The 15616-nt window shown below is 69.5% G+C and carries 15 protein-coding genes; 11 read left to right on the plus strand and 4 right to left on the minus strand.

Annotation, left to right across the window (positions count from 1 at the left end):
- Positions 1–972 precede the first annotated feature (972 nt).
- Entirely contained in the window at positions 973–1926 is a 954-nt protein-coding gene (locus AC6CH2_RS13740; protein ID WP_498269712.1) for a hypothetical protein, read from the minus strand.
- A gap of 70 nt (positions 1927–1996) precedes the next feature.
- On the opposite strand from AC6CH2_RS13740, the gene AC6CH2_RS13745 reads away from it, so the two are divergent.
- The 5 genes from AC6CH2_RS13745 (at position 1997) to AC6CH2_RS13765 (ending at position 7530) form a co-directional block, all read left to right on the plus strand.
- Positions 1997–2968, plus strand: a complete 972-nt coding sequence (locus AC6CH2_RS13745) for an aldo/keto reductase (protein WP_498269713.1) — start codon at positions 1997–1999, stop codon at positions 2966–2968.
- Positions 2969–3076: 108 nt separating this feature from the next.
- On the plus strand, positions 3077–3328 hold the full coding sequence (hemP, locus tag AC6CH2_RS13750; protein ID WP_498269714.1) for a hemin uptake protein HemP: 252 nt from the start codon (positions 3077–3079) through the stop codon (positions 3326–3328).
- Between the two features lie 300 nt (positions 3329–3628).
- Entirely contained in the window at positions 3629–5905 is a 2277-nt protein-coding gene (locus AC6CH2_RS13755) for a TonB-dependent hemoglobin/transferrin/lactoferrin family receptor (protein WP_498269715.1), read from the plus strand.
- Positions 5906–5908: 3 nt separating this feature from the next.
- Positions 5909–6481: a Hemin transport protein gene (locus AC6CH2_RS13760; RefSeq protein ID WP_498269716.1), complete on the plus strand. Its 573-nt coding sequence runs from the start codon at positions 5909–5911 to the stop codon at positions 6479–6481.
- 89 nt (positions 6482–6570) lie between these two features.
- Positions 6571–7530: a DUF6607 family protein gene (locus AC6CH2_RS13765; RefSeq protein WP_498269717.1), complete on the plus strand. Its 960-nt coding sequence runs from the start codon at positions 6571–6573 to the stop codon at positions 7528–7530.
- Positions 7531–7634: 104 nt separating this feature from the next.
- On the opposite strand, the gene AC6CH2_RS13770 is transcribed toward AC6CH2_RS13765, so the two are convergent.
- The 3 genes from AC6CH2_RS13770 to AC6CH2_RS13780 are packed head-to-tail and all read right to left on the minus strand — an operon-like array spanning position 7635 to position 10518.
- Positions 7635–8864: a PDZ domain-containing protein gene (locus AC6CH2_RS13770; RefSeq protein ID WP_498269718.1), complete on the minus strand. Its 1230-nt coding sequence runs from the start codon at positions 8862–8864 to the stop codon at positions 7635–7637.
- Between the two features lie 27 nt (positions 8865–8891).
- On the minus strand, positions 8892–9938 hold the full coding sequence (locus AC6CH2_RS13775) for a hypothetical protein (RefSeq protein ID WP_498269719.1): 1047 nt from the start codon (positions 9936–9938) through the stop codon (positions 8892–8894).
- The gene (locus AC6CH2_RS13780) at positions 9931–10518 is read right to left on the minus strand and encodes an RNA polymerase sigma factor (RefSeq protein ID WP_498269720.1); all 588 of its coding nucleotides are present in this window, start codon (positions 10516–10518) and stop codon (positions 9931–9933) included. The genes AC6CH2_RS13775 and AC6CH2_RS13780 overlap by 8 nt, the downstream gene beginning before the upstream one ends.
- 141 nt (positions 10519–10659) lie before the next feature.
- Between AC6CH2_RS13780 and AC6CH2_RS13785 the strand changes: the two genes are divergently transcribed.
- From AC6CH2_RS13785 to gcvH, 6 genes are all read left to right on the plus strand, one after another.
- Positions 10660–11616, plus strand: a complete 957-nt coding sequence (locus AC6CH2_RS13785; protein WP_498269721.1) for an SPFH domain-containing protein — start codon at positions 10660–10662, stop codon at positions 11614–11616.
- Between the two features lie 3 nt (positions 11617–11619).
- The gene (locus AC6CH2_RS13790; RefSeq protein WP_435397188.1) at positions 11620–12060 is read left to right on the plus strand and encodes an NfeD family protein; all 441 of its coding nucleotides are present in this window, start codon (positions 11620–11622) and stop codon (positions 12058–12060) included.
- Between the two features lie 13 nt (positions 12061–12073).
- Entirely contained in the window at positions 12074–12592 is a 519-nt protein-coding gene (locus tag AC6CH2_RS13795) for a hypothetical protein (RefSeq protein ID WP_498269722.1), read from the plus strand.
- A gap of 294 nt (positions 12593–12886) precedes the next feature.
- Positions 12887–14008, plus strand: a complete 1122-nt coding sequence (gene gcvT, locus AC6CH2_RS13800; RefSeq protein ID WP_498269723.1) for a glycine cleavage system aminomethyltransferase GcvT — start codon at positions 12887–12889, stop codon at positions 14006–14008.
- A gap of 13 nt (positions 14009–14021) precedes the next feature.
- Entirely contained in the window at positions 14022–14657 is a 636-nt protein-coding gene (locus AC6CH2_RS13805; RefSeq protein ID WP_498269724.1) for a 2-hydroxychromene-2-carboxylate isomerase, read from the plus strand.
- A gap of 103 nt (positions 14658–14760) precedes the next feature.
- On the plus strand, positions 14761–15156 hold the full coding sequence (gene gcvH, locus AC6CH2_RS13810; protein ID WP_435397184.1) for a glycine cleavage system protein GcvH: 396 nt from the start codon (positions 14761–14763) through the stop codon (positions 15154–15156).
- The last annotated feature ends 460 nt before the right edge of the window (positions 15157–15616 follow it).

Here is a 15616-nt window from a genome sequence, read left to right on the forward strand (position 1 = left end):
CGCGCTGGGTCTGGGGCCATCGAGGGCGGAGTAGCGGCGTGGGCGTAGCGTCCGTTGGGAGGCTTCGGCTCTAGGAATAGGAGCGGCGCAAGCCGCTACCGCGCCGCCACCAGTTCGCGGCGCTATTGGCGGTAGCTCCCTGTGGAAGTGGCGCAAGCCGCGACCGCGTCGCAATCCGCTGCTGCACCTCTTATCGTAGGACGATGAAAGCCACATCAAGATCTAAAGCTTCCGTCCGCTGACGCGGCCGGGTTACTTTCTTTTGCTGGCCCAAAAGAAAGATAACCAAAGAAAAGGCCTTCCTTGACGAAGCTCCCCTGCGAGTGCGCAGCGCGCGCCGGGATTTTCCGATAAGACGTCCTTGTCTTATCGGAAAACGGCGCACGTCCTGTGCGCCGCCCTCCCGGTCTACGGTTGCATCGCGAGTTCGGTGCTGCGCCAATCTCTGACGGCAGCGGCAAACGTTGATGGCTATGTGACCGCTCCTACCCTGCGACAGCGTGTCGCCTCGACGGAGTGCATCGGCGCTGTTGTCTCTGCGCGTGCCGTGGTCGCGGCTTACGCCGCTCCTACAGGGGAAGCGTCGCGGCGCTCCGGTTGCTGATGCCGACTTTGACTTTGGCTATTGCCGCTGCTGTGCGCCGCCGAGCACTCGCGAAGGCCATGGAAGACCCGGAGGGCGGCGCGCAGGGATGCGCGCCGTTTTTCATCGGGACTAGGATGTCCCGTATGAAAAATCACCGCGTCGGCAACGCTCGTGCGGGCTTGTGATTCAAAAAGAAGCATTTTTCTTTGGTTGCCTTTCTTTTGTTGCTTTAGACAAAAGAAAGTAACCCGCCGCTTCAGCGGCGGAAGCTTTGGACTTGATCCTGATCTACAGGATTGAAAAACACACGAAGAGCCGCAGCGTTGTATCCAAGAGCCGCGGCGTTTCTCCATGCAATCAACGATCCAACGACCGCAACAAACGCCTCACTGCGAACACGGACTCTCCACGCCCTCATCCGCATACAACGAAGCGAACCCCGCCGGCATGACCCGGGGCATACGCTGCAGGGGCGGTCTCAGGGTCGGGAAGTAATCGCGCTGCCACTGCGCGGCCAGGGCGGCGGCGGCCGGTTCGAGGGCAGCGTAACGCGCCTCGGGGCGGTCGGCGGGTTTGCCGGACAGCCGGCCGATCAGCAGGCGCATGGCGCGGGCCTTGGTCGGGTCGTTCGGGATCAGGCCGGTGATCGGCGAGGAGTTGTCGCTGTAGCCGACCATCAGGTCGAACACCGAGGGCAGGTAACCGGCTTCGAACGCGAGCTGCATCATGTTGCCGGCCTCGGCGCGCCAGCGGTCGAATTCGGGCGTGCCCATGCGCGAGTAGTCGATCAGCACCGAGTCGCCGCGGGCGTAGCGGTACATCGCTTCGGGTTCGCCTGCCAGGGCGGCCTGGCGCAGGTAATGGTTGCCCTGTTTCCAGGCATCGGCGGGTGCGTTGCGGCACTCGGCGACCAGGTGCCGCGCGCGGTTCTCGAGTTTGCTCATGTAGGCGCGTTGCTCGGCCGGCATGTCCGGGCGCGCGTTGTCGTCGGCCGCGGCCACCACTTGCTCGGCGGCGGTCAGGTCGGTGCAGCGCAGCAGCTCCATGCCGAGCTGGCAGGAGGCGCGGCTGTCGCCGCCGTCGGCGCGACTCTTGAGTTCGGCCAGAGCCGGGCTGCGGTAGTCGCCGGCGGCCGGCTGGATCTTGCGCGGCGTGGCGGCGGCCGGCGCGGCGTCGGCCGCTTGGGGCAGGGCGTCGGCGGCCTCGGCCTGCGTCGCGTCGGGTTCGGGCGCGGCCGGCGCGGGCGTGCGCAGACGCCACAGTTGCCAAGCCAACAGTGCGACCGCCATCGCGATGAAGATCACGATCACGCCTCGAGTTTTCAGGTTCGTCGTCGCCACGGGCAGTCCTTTGTCGCATCGTCCAGGGGCGTAGCATGACCGCAGTCACCGCTCAGATTGGAGTGCATCCATGCAGTACCGTCGCCTCGGTTCATCCGGCCTCCAGATTTCGGCGCTGTCGTTCGGCGCCTGGGTCACCTTCGGCGCGCAGATCGGCCGCGACACCGCCCGCGAGCTGATCGCCGCGGCCTGGGACCACGGCATCAATTTCTTCGACAACGCCGAAGGTTACGCCAACGGCGAGGCCGAGCGGGTGATGGGCGAGGCGATCGCCGACCTGCGCCTGCCGCGCGACGGCTACTGCGTGTCGAGCAAGGTCATGTTCGGCTCGGTCGAGGAACCGGGACCGACCCAGAAGGGGTTGTCGCGCAAGCATGTCACCGAAGCCTGCCACGACGCGCTGCGCCGGCTGCGTGTCGAACATCTCGATCTGTACTACTGCCATCGTCCCGACCCGGAGGTGCCGGTCGAGGAGACCGTATGGGCGATGGACGCGCTGATCCGCCAGGGCAAGGTCTTGTACTGGGGCACTTCGGAATGGCCGGCGGCGCTGATCCGCGAGGCGCACAAGATCGCCCGCGCTCATCACCTGCATCCGCCGACCATGGAGCAGCCGCAGTACAACCTGCTGCATCGCGAGCGGGTGGAGCTGGAGTACGCACCGTTGTACGCCGAGCTCGGCCTCGGCACCACGATCTGGTCGCCGTTGGCCTCGGGCCTGCTGACCGGCAAGTACCGCGAAGGCATCGCCGCGCAGAGCCGGCTCGGCCAAGCGGACCAGCGGTGGCTGCAGCGGGTCGTGTTCGGCAGCTCGGAGCAGCGGCGGCCGCAACGCGCCGAGGCCTTCGTCGAGGTCGCGCGCGAACTCGGCGCGGAGCCGGCGCCGCTGGCGATCGCCTGGTGCCTGCGCAACCCGCACGTCTCCAGCGTGATCCTCGGCGCCAGCCGCACCGAACAGTTGCTGCAGAACCTGCAGGCGTTGGACTGGATCGAGCGCATCGACGAGGCCGGCTGGCATCGGGTCGAGCGCGCGACGGCCTGAAGGGCGGGCGGCGCATGACCGGGGTCGCAGATCCGCGTGTCGGGGTGTTGACTGTCAAATGAGAATCATTATCATTCTTGTCGAGCCCACCCCCAACGAGCCACCGTCATGTCTCTGCGCAATCCGGTGCTGCAACTGAAACCCCGTGCCGAACGTCCCCTGGCGGCCGTCCCGGCGCCTGCCGCCGTGTCTTCGATCGCTTCGGCGTCGGCCACCTCCGCCGTCGTCGCCGCCGCCCAGGGCGTCCTAGTAGAGAGCACGGCGCTGCTTCGCGGCGCGCGCGAAGTGTTGATCCGCCATGGCGGCGAGGTCTATCGCCTGCGTCACACCCGCAACGACAAGCTGATCCTCACCAAGTAACCCGGCGATCGGCGTGGCCGGCGCGATCCGGCAGGCCCCTCCGGCCGCAGCCGCTTTCCGATCGGATCGGCGCTCGATCCGATCGGTGCCCCGATCCGACGCAGTAACGCCCGCGTCATCCGCCATACCGCGCTCCGGCAGGGGCGCGGTATGGCGCGTCGGCTCCGGCCGACTCGCCAGCACCTTCTCTCTCAAGGCTGCCAGCCCCTCCGCTTTGCACAGTCGTTGCAACGGACGCCCGCTCGCCTCGGCCAAACCACTACCGAGTCCGACCGAATGTCCTGCGTTCCTACTATTGCCGTGCCCGCCCGTTCCGCTTTCCCGTCCCTGCGCGCACCGGTGCGCTCCGCGCTCGCCCTGGCCTTGATGCTGGCCCTGCCGGCGGCCGCCGCCGCGGACGAAGCCGCCGACAGCGCCGACGTCAACGAAATGCAGCGGGTCGTGGTCAGCGCCACCCGCACCGAGCGTGCCGTGCAGGACGTGCCGGCGACGGTCGGCGCGATCGACCGCGAGCGCATGGACCGCGAACTGGTGCGCGACCTGAAGGACCTGTTCCGCTACGAGCCCGGCATCGAAGTCGGCGCCAACAGCGAACGCTTCGGTCTCGGCGACATCCGCATCCGCGGCCTCGGCGGCAACCGCGTGCGGGTGCTGGTCGACGGCATCTCGGTGTCGGACGGTTTCTCGATCGGCAGCTTCTCCAGCGCCGGCCGCAATTTCGTCGACCTCGACACGGTCAAGGAAGTCGAGGTGGTGCGCGGCCCGAGCAGCGCCCTGCACGGCTCCGACGCGCTCGGCGGCGTGGTCTCGTTCGCGACCAAGGACCCGGCCGACTACCTCGACGACGATGCCGGCAGTTACTTCGGCCTCAAGGCCGGTTACGACGGCAAGAACGAAAGCCTGTTCGGCGGCGCCACCGCGGCGTTCGGCGGCGAGCGCTGGTCCGGCCTGGTGGTGCTCAATCATCACCAGGGCGAGGAAACCGGCAACCAGGGCGGCAACGCCGCGCTGGACGCGCGCCGCACCCGTCCGAACCCGCAGAGCAGCGACGGCCGCAGCCTGCTGAGCAAACTGGTGTACGCGCCGAGCGGCCGCCAGCGCTTTCGCCTGACCGTGGAAGGCAGCGAAGACCAGACCGACACTCAGGTCTTCAGCGCCCGCGGCACCGCCTTGTCGATGCCGGGTGCGCCGCAGGTGCGGGTGCTGTCGCAGACCGGCGACGATCGCCAGACCCGCGCGCGGGTCGCGTTCGCGCACGAAATCGACAGCCTCGACAGCGTGCTCGCCGATTCGCTGCGCTGGCAGATCTATCGCCAGGACAGCGAGACCACCCAGCGCACCCGGGAGCAGCGCGTCAGCGTGATCGGCGGCCGCGAGGTCGGCCCGACCCTGCGCCTGCGCGAGTTCAATTTCGACCAGCGCGTGTACGGCGCCGAGGCCACCGCGCACAAGGACTTCGCGAGCGGCGCGGTCGAGCACACCCTGACCTACGGTTTCGAGTACGAAGCCACCGAGTTCCGGCAGAAGCGCGACGGCCGCGCGATCAACCTGACCACCGGCGCGGTCAGCAGCGTGATCTCGCCCGACACCTTCCCGGTGCGCGATTTCCCGGTCAGCAAGACCCGCAACGCCGGTGTGTTCGTGCAGGACGAGATCCGCTTCGCCGACGGCAAGTTCCGCCTGGTACCGGCGGTGCGGGTGGACCGTTACGAACTGCGTCCGCAGCACGACCCGATCTGGAACGCCGACAACCCCGGGGTGGAGATCAGCGACCTCAGCAAGACCAGCGTCTCGCCCAAGCTCGGCGCGGTCTGGCACTTCGCCGAGGACTGGTCGTTGTTCGGTGGCTACCAGCGCGGCTTCCGCGCGCCGCCCTACAGCGACGTCAACCTCGGCTTCACCAATCTGCAGTTCGGCTACACCGCGATCCCGAACCCGGACCTCAAGCCCGAGACCAGCGACGGTTACGAAATCGGTCTGCGCTTCAGCACCGCCGCGGCGTATGCGCAGTTGTCGGTGTACTCCAACGACTACCAGGACTTCATCGAATCCAACCGCCAGGTCAGCGCACCGCCGCAGACGCCGTTGATCGTGTTCCAGTCGCAGAATGTCGCCAAGGCGCGCATCCGCGGCGTCGAGCTGCGCGGCGGGATCGACTTCGCCCAGCTCTCCGAAGGCCTCGCCGGCTGGTCGCTGCGCGGCGCGGCGGCCTGGAGCGAGGGCGAGGACAAGACCAGCGACCGGCCGCTGGAGTCGGTCGCGCCGTTGACCGCCACCCTCGGCGTGGCCTACGACCGCGAAAGCTGGGGCCTCGAACTGGCCGGCCGTTTCGCCCACCGCAAGACCGACCTGCCGGCGCCGAACCGCTTCGCCACGCCCGGCTACGGCGTGCTCGACTTGCTCGCGCACTGGGACTTCGCGCCCGGCGCCCAGTTCAACGCCGGCGTGTTCAATCTCGCCGACAAGAAGTACTGGGACGGCGCCAATCTGCCCGGCCTCAGCGCCGGCAGCGCCATCGTCGACCGCTACACCGCGCCCGGCCGCAACGTCGGCATGAGCGTGGCGGTGAGCTGGTAAACCATGCGCGCGCCGTCGCCGACCGCGAGGCTCGATCGCGCCGGCCTGCCGGCGCCGGAGCGCCTGGCCGCGGTCGCGACGGTGTTGTGCGTGTATCCCTCGCGCCATCGCGACGCGCTCGACGGCTGGCTGCAGGCGCACAGCGCCGAGCGGCTGGTCCGCCACGACGGCGAGGCCTCGTGCGAGGGCTTGCTGTTCCGCAACGGCGCCGGGCGTGCCTGCTGGCGTTTGTATCTGTTGCCCGACAGCGACTTCCTGGCCTGGGACGATGCCGCCGCCGAGCTGCCCGCGCACCGCGGCTCCGAGGCGCGCGGCGGCCTGTGGCCGCGTCTGCGCCGTCGCTGGTGGCGGCGCCTGCGCAGCCGCTGGCGCGCCGAGGTGCTGCGCCTGCACGTGCTGCACGACGAGGCGGGTCATTGCGTCCTGCTTGCCGATGCGGCCGGGCTGTCGCAGCTTGGCCATGCGCACGCGCGCCGCATCGCCGCCGGCGAGGGCGCGCGCCTGCGCCCGCAGGCGCACGTGTGCTGCTGCATGGCCTCGGGCTTGCGCGACGGCGCCCCGCCGCAGTACGCCTGAGCCGGCCGCGTCGCTGCGCTATCCGAATCCCTTCATCCGCATTCCTTCATCCGAATCCTTCAGCCAACCGAGAATCATCGAGTTCAGCCATGACCCGACGTCTGTACACCGCCAGCCTGCTGGCCCTCACCGTTCTTGCCAGCCCCGCGGTGCTGGCCCTGTCTCCCGTGCCGGCCGCCGAGGCTGCGATCGAGCGCGACCGCGCTTCGATCCTGGCGATGAAGGGCGAATACATCGTCGACTTCGCCTTCGACGAGACCGTCCTGCTCAAGCCCGGCTACGAGCGCGCGCCGGCGATGCGCAGCGGCGGCAACGAGACCGTCATCGTGGTCGAGGACAGCCCGCGCAAGCTCGTGCTGCAGCACATCCTGGTCGACGCCAAGAGCGGCCACGTGACCAAGCACTGGCGCCAGGACTGGGTGTACGAGGCGCCGCAGCGTTTCGAGTTCAGCGCCGACCAGACCTGGCACGTGCGCAAGATCCCGGCCGAGCTCAATCGCGGGGCCTGGACCCAGTGCGTGTACGAGGTCAGCGACGCGCCGCGCTACTGCGGCACCGGCCGTTGGGACTACCGCAACGGCGTCGCGACCTGGACCAGCGACGCCAGCTGGCGGCCGCTGCCGCGGCGCGAATACACCAAGCGCAGCGACTACAACGCGGTCTCCGCGGTCAATCGCCACACCATCACTCCGAACGGCTGGACCCACGAGCAGTTCAACACCAAAGTGCTGCGCAAGCCCGACGGCAGCCAGGAAGAGCTGGCGCGCGAGTTCGGCTTCAACGATTACCAGAAGACCGTCGAAGTCGACTTCAAGCCGGCGTATACCTATTGGAACGCGACCCAGGGGTATTGGACCAAGGTCCGCGCGCGCTGGGACGCTTTTCTCGGCCGCGCCCCGGGCGTGCAGCTCAAGACCAAGATCGACGGCATGGCGATGATCATTCCTCTGTTCGAGCAAGCGGCCAAGCTCGAGGACGGCAAAAACGTCGCCGACGGCGAGATCGATGCAGTGTTCGCCAAGTGGGTGACCGCGGCGCCCGCCGAGTAAGCGGCGCGCAGGGCGGATACAGGAAAGGCCGGGCTGAGCGCCCGGCCTTTCTGTTTCGTTTTCGTACTCGTTATACGTCTGCGTCGAAGCCGGCCTTCGCCGGGTCAGTACACCCGGTGCAGGCGTCGGTCGTCCGCGATCGCCCAGGCCGGCGGCGCGGGCGGCAGCGGCGGCGCCTTGGCCTGGGGCGGTGTCGGCGGGCTCGGTGGAGCGGGTGGTGCGGGCGGCAGCGGCGCACGCGGTGCGCCTGGTGCGACCGGGGGGCGCGGCGGCAGCGGCGCCACCGGCGGCCGTGGCGGGCGCGGCGGCGTCCATTGCACGGCCTTGGGCACCTTGAGCCGGGTGCTGGCACTGGCGCGGTCGCGCAGATAGCCGACCTCGACCTGGCTGCCCTCGGGTTTGTTGCGCAGGGCCTCCATGGTCTGGCGGGGCGTATCGACGCGGCGGCCGTCGACGCTCTGGATCACGTCGCCGGGTTCCAGGCCCTTGAGTTCGGGGCCGGTGCTGAGCACCAGCACGCCTCGCTCGGCGCCGAAGTAACGGCCGAGTCTGGCGTCGACCGAGGCCAGGTTGAGGCCATTCCAGCGCAGGGCATCGCTGATCGCCGGCAGCGGACAGGGTTTGTCTTTGCAGTCCTCCGGGCCGAGACGGACGATCTCGGTGCGCAGGCGGGGCACGACCACCGCGTCGGCCGGGGTGAACTCCATGCGGTCGCCGGAAACTTCCATCTCGCCGTCGACCGAACGACGGATCATGACCTGGCCGCTGGTGACGAACTGCGAGCCGTCGCCGCTCTCGAACACCATCACCCGTTCGCCGAGCTGCGGCGTCGCCTCGACGGTGGCGTCGCGGCCGTCGCGCTGATAGCGGATGCGCAGCGGCTTGCGCGCTTCGAGCCGGCCGAGCAGGGCGCGGGCGTCGGCCAGGCGCGCCTCGCCGTCGGCGCCGACGATGTTCTTGTCGCCGACCGCGAGCAGGCGGTCGCCGCTGCGCAGGCCGGCCCTGGCGGCGGCGCTGTCGGGCGTGACCGCGACGATGCGCACGCCGGCCTTGGCGTCGGGCGCCAGGATCACGCCGAGCTGCGGCCCGCGGATTTCGTCGCGGATCAGCACCGGCTTGGCGATCGGATCGGGCAGGCCACGGATTTGCTGGACGACGTGCGGCCGCACCTGGGCGATCAGCATCGGGCGCTCGCCGTCCATCCGGTGCACGGTCACTCTCGGCGAGAGCTCGCCGAGGGGCGTCGGCGCGGGGGCCGCGGCGCCGGCCGGCGCATAGGCCAGGGCGCTGCCGATCGCGGTCGACAGCAGTGCGGTCAGGAAGAAGCGGTGCATATCGGTCTCCGGTACGGCATGAAGGAATCAGTCGACGCGAACCAGGGCGTCGTCGTAGCGTTCGCCGCGCGCGGCGAACCAGCGTTGCGTGCTCTCCACCCCGGCCAGGGTCCGCAGCGCGCCGACGCGCTGCTGCCACAGCGCCAGGCGTTGCGCGGCGGGCAGCGAACCGGCGATCAGGGTGGCGTCGATCAGGCGCACGCGTTCGTCGAGTTCGGAACTCATCACCGTGGCGGCGGCGCTGCCGACCTGTTCGTCGCGGGTGGCCGCGACCAAGGCCTCGAGCTGGGCCGATTCGGCCTGCAGGTCGCCGAGTTCGCGCAGCAGGCCGGCCTCGTCGTCGATAGAGGCGAGCGCGGTCGCGGCGGTGGACGCCGTGTCCGGGGAGGTCGGCGCGGAGACTTCCGGCGGGATCGCTGCGAGCTGGCCCGTCGCGGAATCGGGGGCCGCGCTGTCGGGCGTGGGCGAGCGCATCGGCCGGCCCTGCACGCGTCGCGGCGCCGGCGTGGCTGCGATGCGGTCGGTGGCCGGGGCTGGCGCGGGTGCCGGCGTGGTCGCCGTGGCCGGGATCTCCGGTGACGAGGGATTGGGCTCGGACGCCTCGGCAATAGCGACGGCAGCCGGCGCGGCGCCGTGCCGCGAATAGGCGACAGCGTCGGGGGCCGGCTTCGCGGTCGTAGGCTGCGCCGCCGCGGGCGCCGCAGCGGAATGCGCGACCGCATCGGCGCCGGCATCGGTACGACCCGGGCCGTGATCGCGCAGCGACAGCCACAGGCCCAGCGGCAGGGCGGCGGCCAACATCGCCGCGATCATCCATCGCCGGCCCTGGCGCTGGCGCGGCCGTGCGTTCGCGGCGGCGCTGCGGGGTTCGATCTGGACCGGATCGTTTGAAGGATGCGGGCGGATCGGTTCGTCCGCAGGCGTGCCGTCCACGGCCGGCAGGACGCCGCGCCGGGCGAGGGTCGCGGCGATGCGCGACCAGCCGTCGGCCGGCGGCGTTTCCGGCGGCAGTCGCGCGAACGCCGACGACCAGTCCGGCGGTGTGGAAGGGGGGTGGTCAGTGCGGTCAGGCATGGGCCTGCTCCAGATCGTTGTGCTTGATGCCCGACTCCAGCAACTGGCGCAGGCGCCGACCGCCACGAGCGAGTTGCGATTTGGAGAAGCTCGGCGTGCGCTGCATCAGCGCCGCGATCTCCTCGTGGGTGTAGCCCTCGGCGTGGTACAGCCAGAGCACGCTGCGGGTCGGCGCCGGCAACTGCGCCAGGGCGCGGCCCAGCGCCGCCGCGTCGGCCGCCGCGGGCGGCGGCGGGGTACGGTCGTCGGCGAGGTATTCGTCGTCCGGCTCGGCCGCATGGTCGCGGCGCCGGCTGCGCAGACGCATCAGCGATTCGTTGACCGCGATCTGCCGCAGCCAGCCCCAGAACGGAGTGCCGCTGCCGTCGCGATGGCCGCGGAAATCGCCGATCCGGGTCAACACTTTGAGCATGGTGTCCTGCAACACTTCGGTGGCCTCGTCGCGGTCGCCGGCGATCCGCATCGCCAGGGTGAATACCGGCCGCTCGAACCAGCGGTAGATCTGCTCGAACGCCGCGCCTTCGCCGGAGCGGGCGCGGGTCAGCAGCGCCTCCGGCACGTCTATGGCGAAGCTCGACACCGGGCGCGCCGGATCGGGCGGGAGGGACGGCGGGGGCGGGGTTTCGGTCGGCATTCCAGGACAAGGATGCGCCAGGGGCGTGAAGGGTCGCAGCCGCGGCCAAGCCCTATACTGAGTCAACGGACAGGGAGGAGGGGAGACATGGGAGCGACATTGCTCGCTGCGGTACTGGTGTTCGCCGGCGTGGTGCTGCTGTTCAAGACCGTGCGCATGGTGCCGCAGGGCTATCAATGGACGGTCGAGCGCTTCGGCCGCTACACCCACACCATGGACCCGGGCCTGCACTTTCTGGTCCCGGTGATCTACGGCGTCGGCCGCAAGATCAACATGATGGAACAGGTGCTGGAAGTGCCGAGCCAGGACGTGATCACCAAGGACAATGCGGTGGTCAAGGTCGACGGCATCGTGTTCTTCCAGGTCCAGGATGCGGCCAAGGCCGCCTACGAAGTCGCGACGCTCGAAATCGCGATCCTGAACCTGGTCATGACCAACATCCGCACCGCGATCGGTTCGATGGACCTGGACGAGTCGTTGTCCAAGCGCGACGAGATCAACACCAAGGTGCTCAACGCGGTCGACGCGGCGACCCACCCCTGGGGGCTGAAGGTCAACCGCATCGAACTCAAGGACATCCAGCCGCCGCGCGATCTGGTCGACTCGATGGCGCGGCAGATGAAGGCCGAGCGCGAGAAGCGCGCCAACATCCTCGAGGCCGAGGGCTTCCGCCAGGCGGCGATCCTCAAGGCCGAAGGCGAGAAGCAGTCGGTGATCCTCGAAGCCGAGGGCGAGAGGGAGGCCGCGTTCCGCCAGGCCGAAGCGCGCGAGCGCCTGGCCCAGGCCGAGGCCAAGGCGACCGAGATGGTGTCCAACGCGATTTCGCAAGGCAACGTGCAGGCGATCAATTACTTCATCGCGCAAAAATACATCGAGGCCTTCAAGTCGCTGGCCGAAGCGCCGAACCAGAAGTTCGTGATGATGCCGATGGAATCGGCCGGCATCATCGGCTCGCTCGCCGGCATCGGCGAGTTGGCCAAGGAAGCGCTGGAGCGCCAGCCCAGCCGGGTGGTGCCGCCGCCCGTGCCGCGCAGCGGAGGCTGAACCATGGCTTGGAACTGGCAGACCGTGACCTGGGCCGCGATCGCGCTGCTGCTGTTCGCGGCCGAAGCGATGGCGCCCGGCGCCTTCATGCTCTGGCTCGGCCTGGCCGCGGCGGTGATGTTCGGGCTGGTACTGGTGTTCCCGGGACTGAGCGTGCTGGCCCAGGTGGCCGCGTTCGTGTTGCTCAGCTTCGTCTCGATCCAGGTCTACCGCACCTGGTTCCGCGGCCGCGAGCGCCAGAGCGACCGGCCCCTGCTCAACCGCCGCGCCGAACAGTTGGTCGGCCGGGTGGTGACCCTGGAGCGCGGCATCGTCCAGGGCAGCGGACGAGTGCAGATCGCCGACGCGTACTGGGACGTCAGCGGCCCCGAGTTGCCGGCCGGCGCGGCGGTGCGGGTGATCGGCACCGACGGCATGACCCTGCGGGTCGAAGCGGTGGACTGAGACGATGACGGCCATGCGCACATCGGCGATGCTCGCGTTGCTGTGCACGGCCGTTCCCTGCCTGGCCGGCCAACCGGGCGGCGCCGAGACCTGGATCGGCCGCGTGGTGCCGCCGTTCCCGGACGGCTTCAAATCCAACACCGGCGGCTGCGTCGGCTCCGGGCGCAGCGCCGAGCAGATCTGCGCCCGCAGCATCGGCACCATCGACGACGCCGAGGACCGCTCGCTCAAGCTCTACGCCGCCGAACTGGTCGGCCGGATCGGCAACGAAGCGCGCTGGAAGATCACCGACGTGGTGCCTTATCCGAAACTGCTGCGCGGCGAACGCGTGTCGATTTCGACCTGTGTCATCGATGGCGTCGGCGATCCGGGCGTGATCGCGATCATCGATACCGCGGTCGAGAACGCCGACGCGCGCGAGATGTTCGACGCCTCGCGCTGGGCGGTACGCCTGGATCGCCGCAAGGGACGCTTCGTCGAAGTCAAGCCAACCGAAGTAAGTTGTTACAACGAAGGCGCCGAAGGGGAGTAGAACCGGCGGCGGGATCGCAATGCGGCACGCTTGCGAGGTTGGTCGCAGAGCTCTGCAGCCGCCGCCCCCGGCATCGGTCGCCGCAGCGCTTCGCCGCGTGGCCGGACCTGTAAACCGCGAGCGTGCTCCTTGGCATCTGAGCTCAGTTTCGCGGACGCGCTTCGCGCCGCTCCTGCTCTTTGGAGCACGCGGCGCGTCTCCATGCGCTTGCGTACCGAATGCGGGCCCCACGGGCGACGCGCGCTTCTGGGATAATCGCCGGCTCAACCTCCCCAGCAGAGCAGGCAGCGCCCCATGAGCCAGAAGACCATCCTCAACGACGCCCACCGCGCACTCGGCGCCAAGATGGTGGATTTCGGCGGCTGGGACATGCCGATCAGCTACGGCTCGCAGATCGAAGAGCATCATCAGGTGCGCCGCGACGCCGGCATGTTCGACGTCAGCCACATGACCGTGGTCGACCTGCGCGGCGCGCGCACCCGCGAGTTCCTGCGCCACCTGGTCGCCAATTCGGTCGACAAGCTGCAGAAACCGGGCAAGGCGCTGTACACCTGCATGCTCAATCCGCAGGGCGGGGTGATCGACGATCTGATCGTGTACTTCCTCGAGGAAGAATTCTTCCGCCTGGTGGTCAACGCCGCCACCCGCGAGAAAGACCTGGCCTGGATCGGCGGGCAGGCCCGGGCCTTCGGCGTCGAGGTCCAGGAGCGTCCGGAACTGGCGATGATCGCGGTGCAGGGCCCGAGCGCGCGCGACAAGCTGATCGGCCTGCTGCGCGAGGAAGACCGCGCGCGCATCGGCAAGCTCGGCAAGTTCGTCGCCGGGCAGGCCCGAACCGCCGACGGCATAGAACTGTTCGTCGCCCGCACCGGCTACACCGGCGAGGACGGTTTCGAAGTGGTCGTGCCCGAAGACCGCGCGGTGGCGCTGTGGGATGCGCTGCTCGCCGCCGGGGTCAAGCCGGCCGGTCTCGGCGCGCGCGACACCCTGCGCCTGGAAGCCGGCATGAACCTCTACGGCCAGGACATGGACGACAGCGTGTCGCCGTACGAAGCCGCGCTGGCCTGGACCATCGCCCTCGACGAGGGCCGCGACTTCATCGGCCGCCAGCCGCTCGAACAGCTCAAGGCCAGCGGCGCCGCGCGCCAGATGATCGGCCTGGTGATGGACGAGAAGGGCGTGCTGCGCCACGGCCAGAAAGTGCTCACCGCGCACGGCGAGGGCGAGATCCTCTCGGGCACCTTCTCGCCGACGCTGAACAAGTCGATCGCCTTCGCACGCGTGCCGGCCGGCGAGATTCCGTTCGGCACCGCCGGCAACGTCCGCGTCGACATCCGCGGCAAGGAAGTGCCGGTGCGGGTGGTGAAGTTCCCGTTCGTGCGCGACGGCCAGGCCCAGGACGGCGTGCTGGTCTGACGTCGCCACCGCCATGGTCCACGTCGATTACTACTTCAGCCTGATCTCGCCCTATGCCTACCTGGGCCACGCCGCCGTGCTCGAGGCGGCGCAGGCGGGCGGCGCGCGCCTGGTCTACAAGCCGGTGCGCATCTTCGAGCTGTTCGCCGCCAACGGCGGCCTGCCGCTCGGCCAGCGCGCGCCGGCGCGGCAGCGTTATCGCCTGTACGAGTTGCAGCGCGCCCGCGAGCAGCGCGCCTTGCCCTTAAACCTGGCGCCGAAGTTCTTCCCGGTCGATCCCGGCCTGGCCGATCGTTGCGCGATCGCCCTGGTCGAGGCCGGCGCCGATCCGGCCGACTACATGGACGCCGCGTTCCGGGCGATCTGGGCGCACGACCGGGACCTGGCCGACCGCAACACGGTCGCGCGCCTGTTGCGCGATCGCGGTCACGATGCGGAGGCGATCATCGCCGCTGCCGACACCGCCGAGGTCGCCGCGCGCTATCAGGATTACACCGCACAGGCGATCGCCGCCGACCTGCCGGGCCTGCCCGGCTACGTGCTGCACGGCGAACCGTTCTGGGGCCAGGACCGCGTCGAGGCGTTGCGCGAGGCGCTGCTCAGCGCTCGCGCGCCGTACCGGGTCGACGACGGCGGGAGGGCGGGTTGAACGCGCCCGCCGACGTTCCGGCCGCCGTCCCTGTGGCATGTAGCTCCCGCATCGTTAAACTACCCGCCATTACCAGCCGCTCCCGTCACGTTCGAGGCCAGCCATGAGTGAAATCCCCGGCGATCTGAAGTTTATGAAATCCCACGAGTGGGCCCGCGTCGAAGGCGACGGCAAAGTCACGGTCGGTATCTCCGACCATGCCCAAGGCCTGCTCGGCGACCTGGTCTACGTCGAACTGCCGAACATCGGCGACCGCGTCGAAGCCGGCACCGCCTCGGCGGTGGTCGAGTCGGTCAAGGCCGCCTCCGACGTTTATTCGCCGGTCTCCGGCACCGTGACCGCGGTCAACGCCGCGCTGGCGGACAAGCCGGAAACGATCAACGAAGACGCCTACGGCGAGGGTTGGATCTACACCGTCGAGATCGACGAGCCGGATCAGCTCAACGAGCTGCTGGGCCCGGACGACTACGCCGAACTGCTCGAAGAAGACGACCACTGATCCCGGCCGATCCGGCACCGTCGCCCTGAGGGCGGCGGCAGCGGGGAGCGCAGAACCGGACCGCGAACGCGGCCGCCGGTTCTCCGCTCCCCGTTTTCGTTTGGGCGGCGCAGCGCGGGTTCGGGATGGGTTTCGCCGCGACGCGAGTGCGGCCGACGCGGGCGGCGGGGTGCATCGACCCCGACCGCAAGCGCGGCGGCCGGCCCCGCTTCCCGTTTTCGTTCGGGCGATGCGGCGGCGGAGCGCGGGTTCGGCGGTCCGGTTGCGCCGCGGCGGGCGAGTGCGGCCGACGCGGGAGAACGCAGACCTGGATCGCGAACGCGGCGGCCGGTGTCGCGTTCCCGTTTTTGCTTCGGCTGGGGCGAGGCGAGCGCGGGTGCGATTCCGGTTTCGCCGCGGCGCTCGGCGACTCGGCCGACGAGCGGTCGACGCGAGGGCGGCAAGGCGAACGACATGACGG

It is taken from the genome of Lysobacter sp. GQ73, from assembly GCF_059758755.1.

Bases quoted from the DNA above. Each gene is read 5' to 3' on its own strand.
- AC6CH2_RS13745 (WP_498269713.1), top strand. From the start codon at position 1,997: ATGCAGTACCGTCGCCTCGGTTCATCCGGCCTCCAGATTTCGGCGCTG.
- hemP (WP_498269714.1), top strand. From the start codon at position 3,077: ATGTCTCTGCGCAATCCGGTGCTGCAACTGAAACCCCGTGCCGAACGT.
- AC6CH2_RS13760 (WP_498269716.1), top strand. From the start codon at position 5,909: ATGCGCGCGCCGTCGCCGACCGCGAGGCTCGATCGCGCCGGCCTGCCG.
- AC6CH2_RS13765 (WP_498269717.1), top strand. From the start codon at position 6,571: ATGACCCGACGTCTGTACACCGCCAGCCTGCTGGCCCTCACCGTTCTT.
- AC6CH2_RS13770 (WP_498269718.1), bottom strand. From the start codon at position 8,864: ATGCACCGCTTCTTCCTGACCGCACTGCTGTCGACCGCGATCGGCAGC.
- AC6CH2_RS13775 (WP_498269719.1), bottom strand. From the start codon at position 9,938: ATGCCTGACCGCACTGACCACCCCCCTTCCACACCGCCGGACTGGTCG.
- AC6CH2_RS13785 (WP_498269721.1), top strand. From the start codon at position 10,660: ATGGGAGCGACATTGCTCGCTGCGGTACTGGTGTTCGCCGGCGTGGTG.
- AC6CH2_RS13790 (WP_435397188.1), top strand. From the start codon at position 11,620: ATGGCTTGGAACTGGCAGACCGTGACCTGGGCCGCGATCGCGCTGCTG.
- AC6CH2_RS13795 (WP_498269722.1), top strand. From the start codon at position 12,074: ATGCGCACATCGGCGATGCTCGCGTTGCTGTGCACGGCCGTTCCCTGC.
- gcvT (WP_498269723.1), top strand. From the start codon at position 12,887: ATGAGCCAGAAGACCATCCTCAACGACGCCCACCGCGCACTCGGCGCC.
- AC6CH2_RS13805 (WP_498269724.1), top strand. From the start codon at position 14,022: ATGGTCCACGTCGATTACTACTTCAGCCTGATCTCGCCCTATGCCTAC.
- gcvH (WP_435397184.1), top strand. From the start codon at position 14,761: ATGAGTGAAATCCCCGGCGATCTGAAGTTTATGAAATCCCACGAGTGG.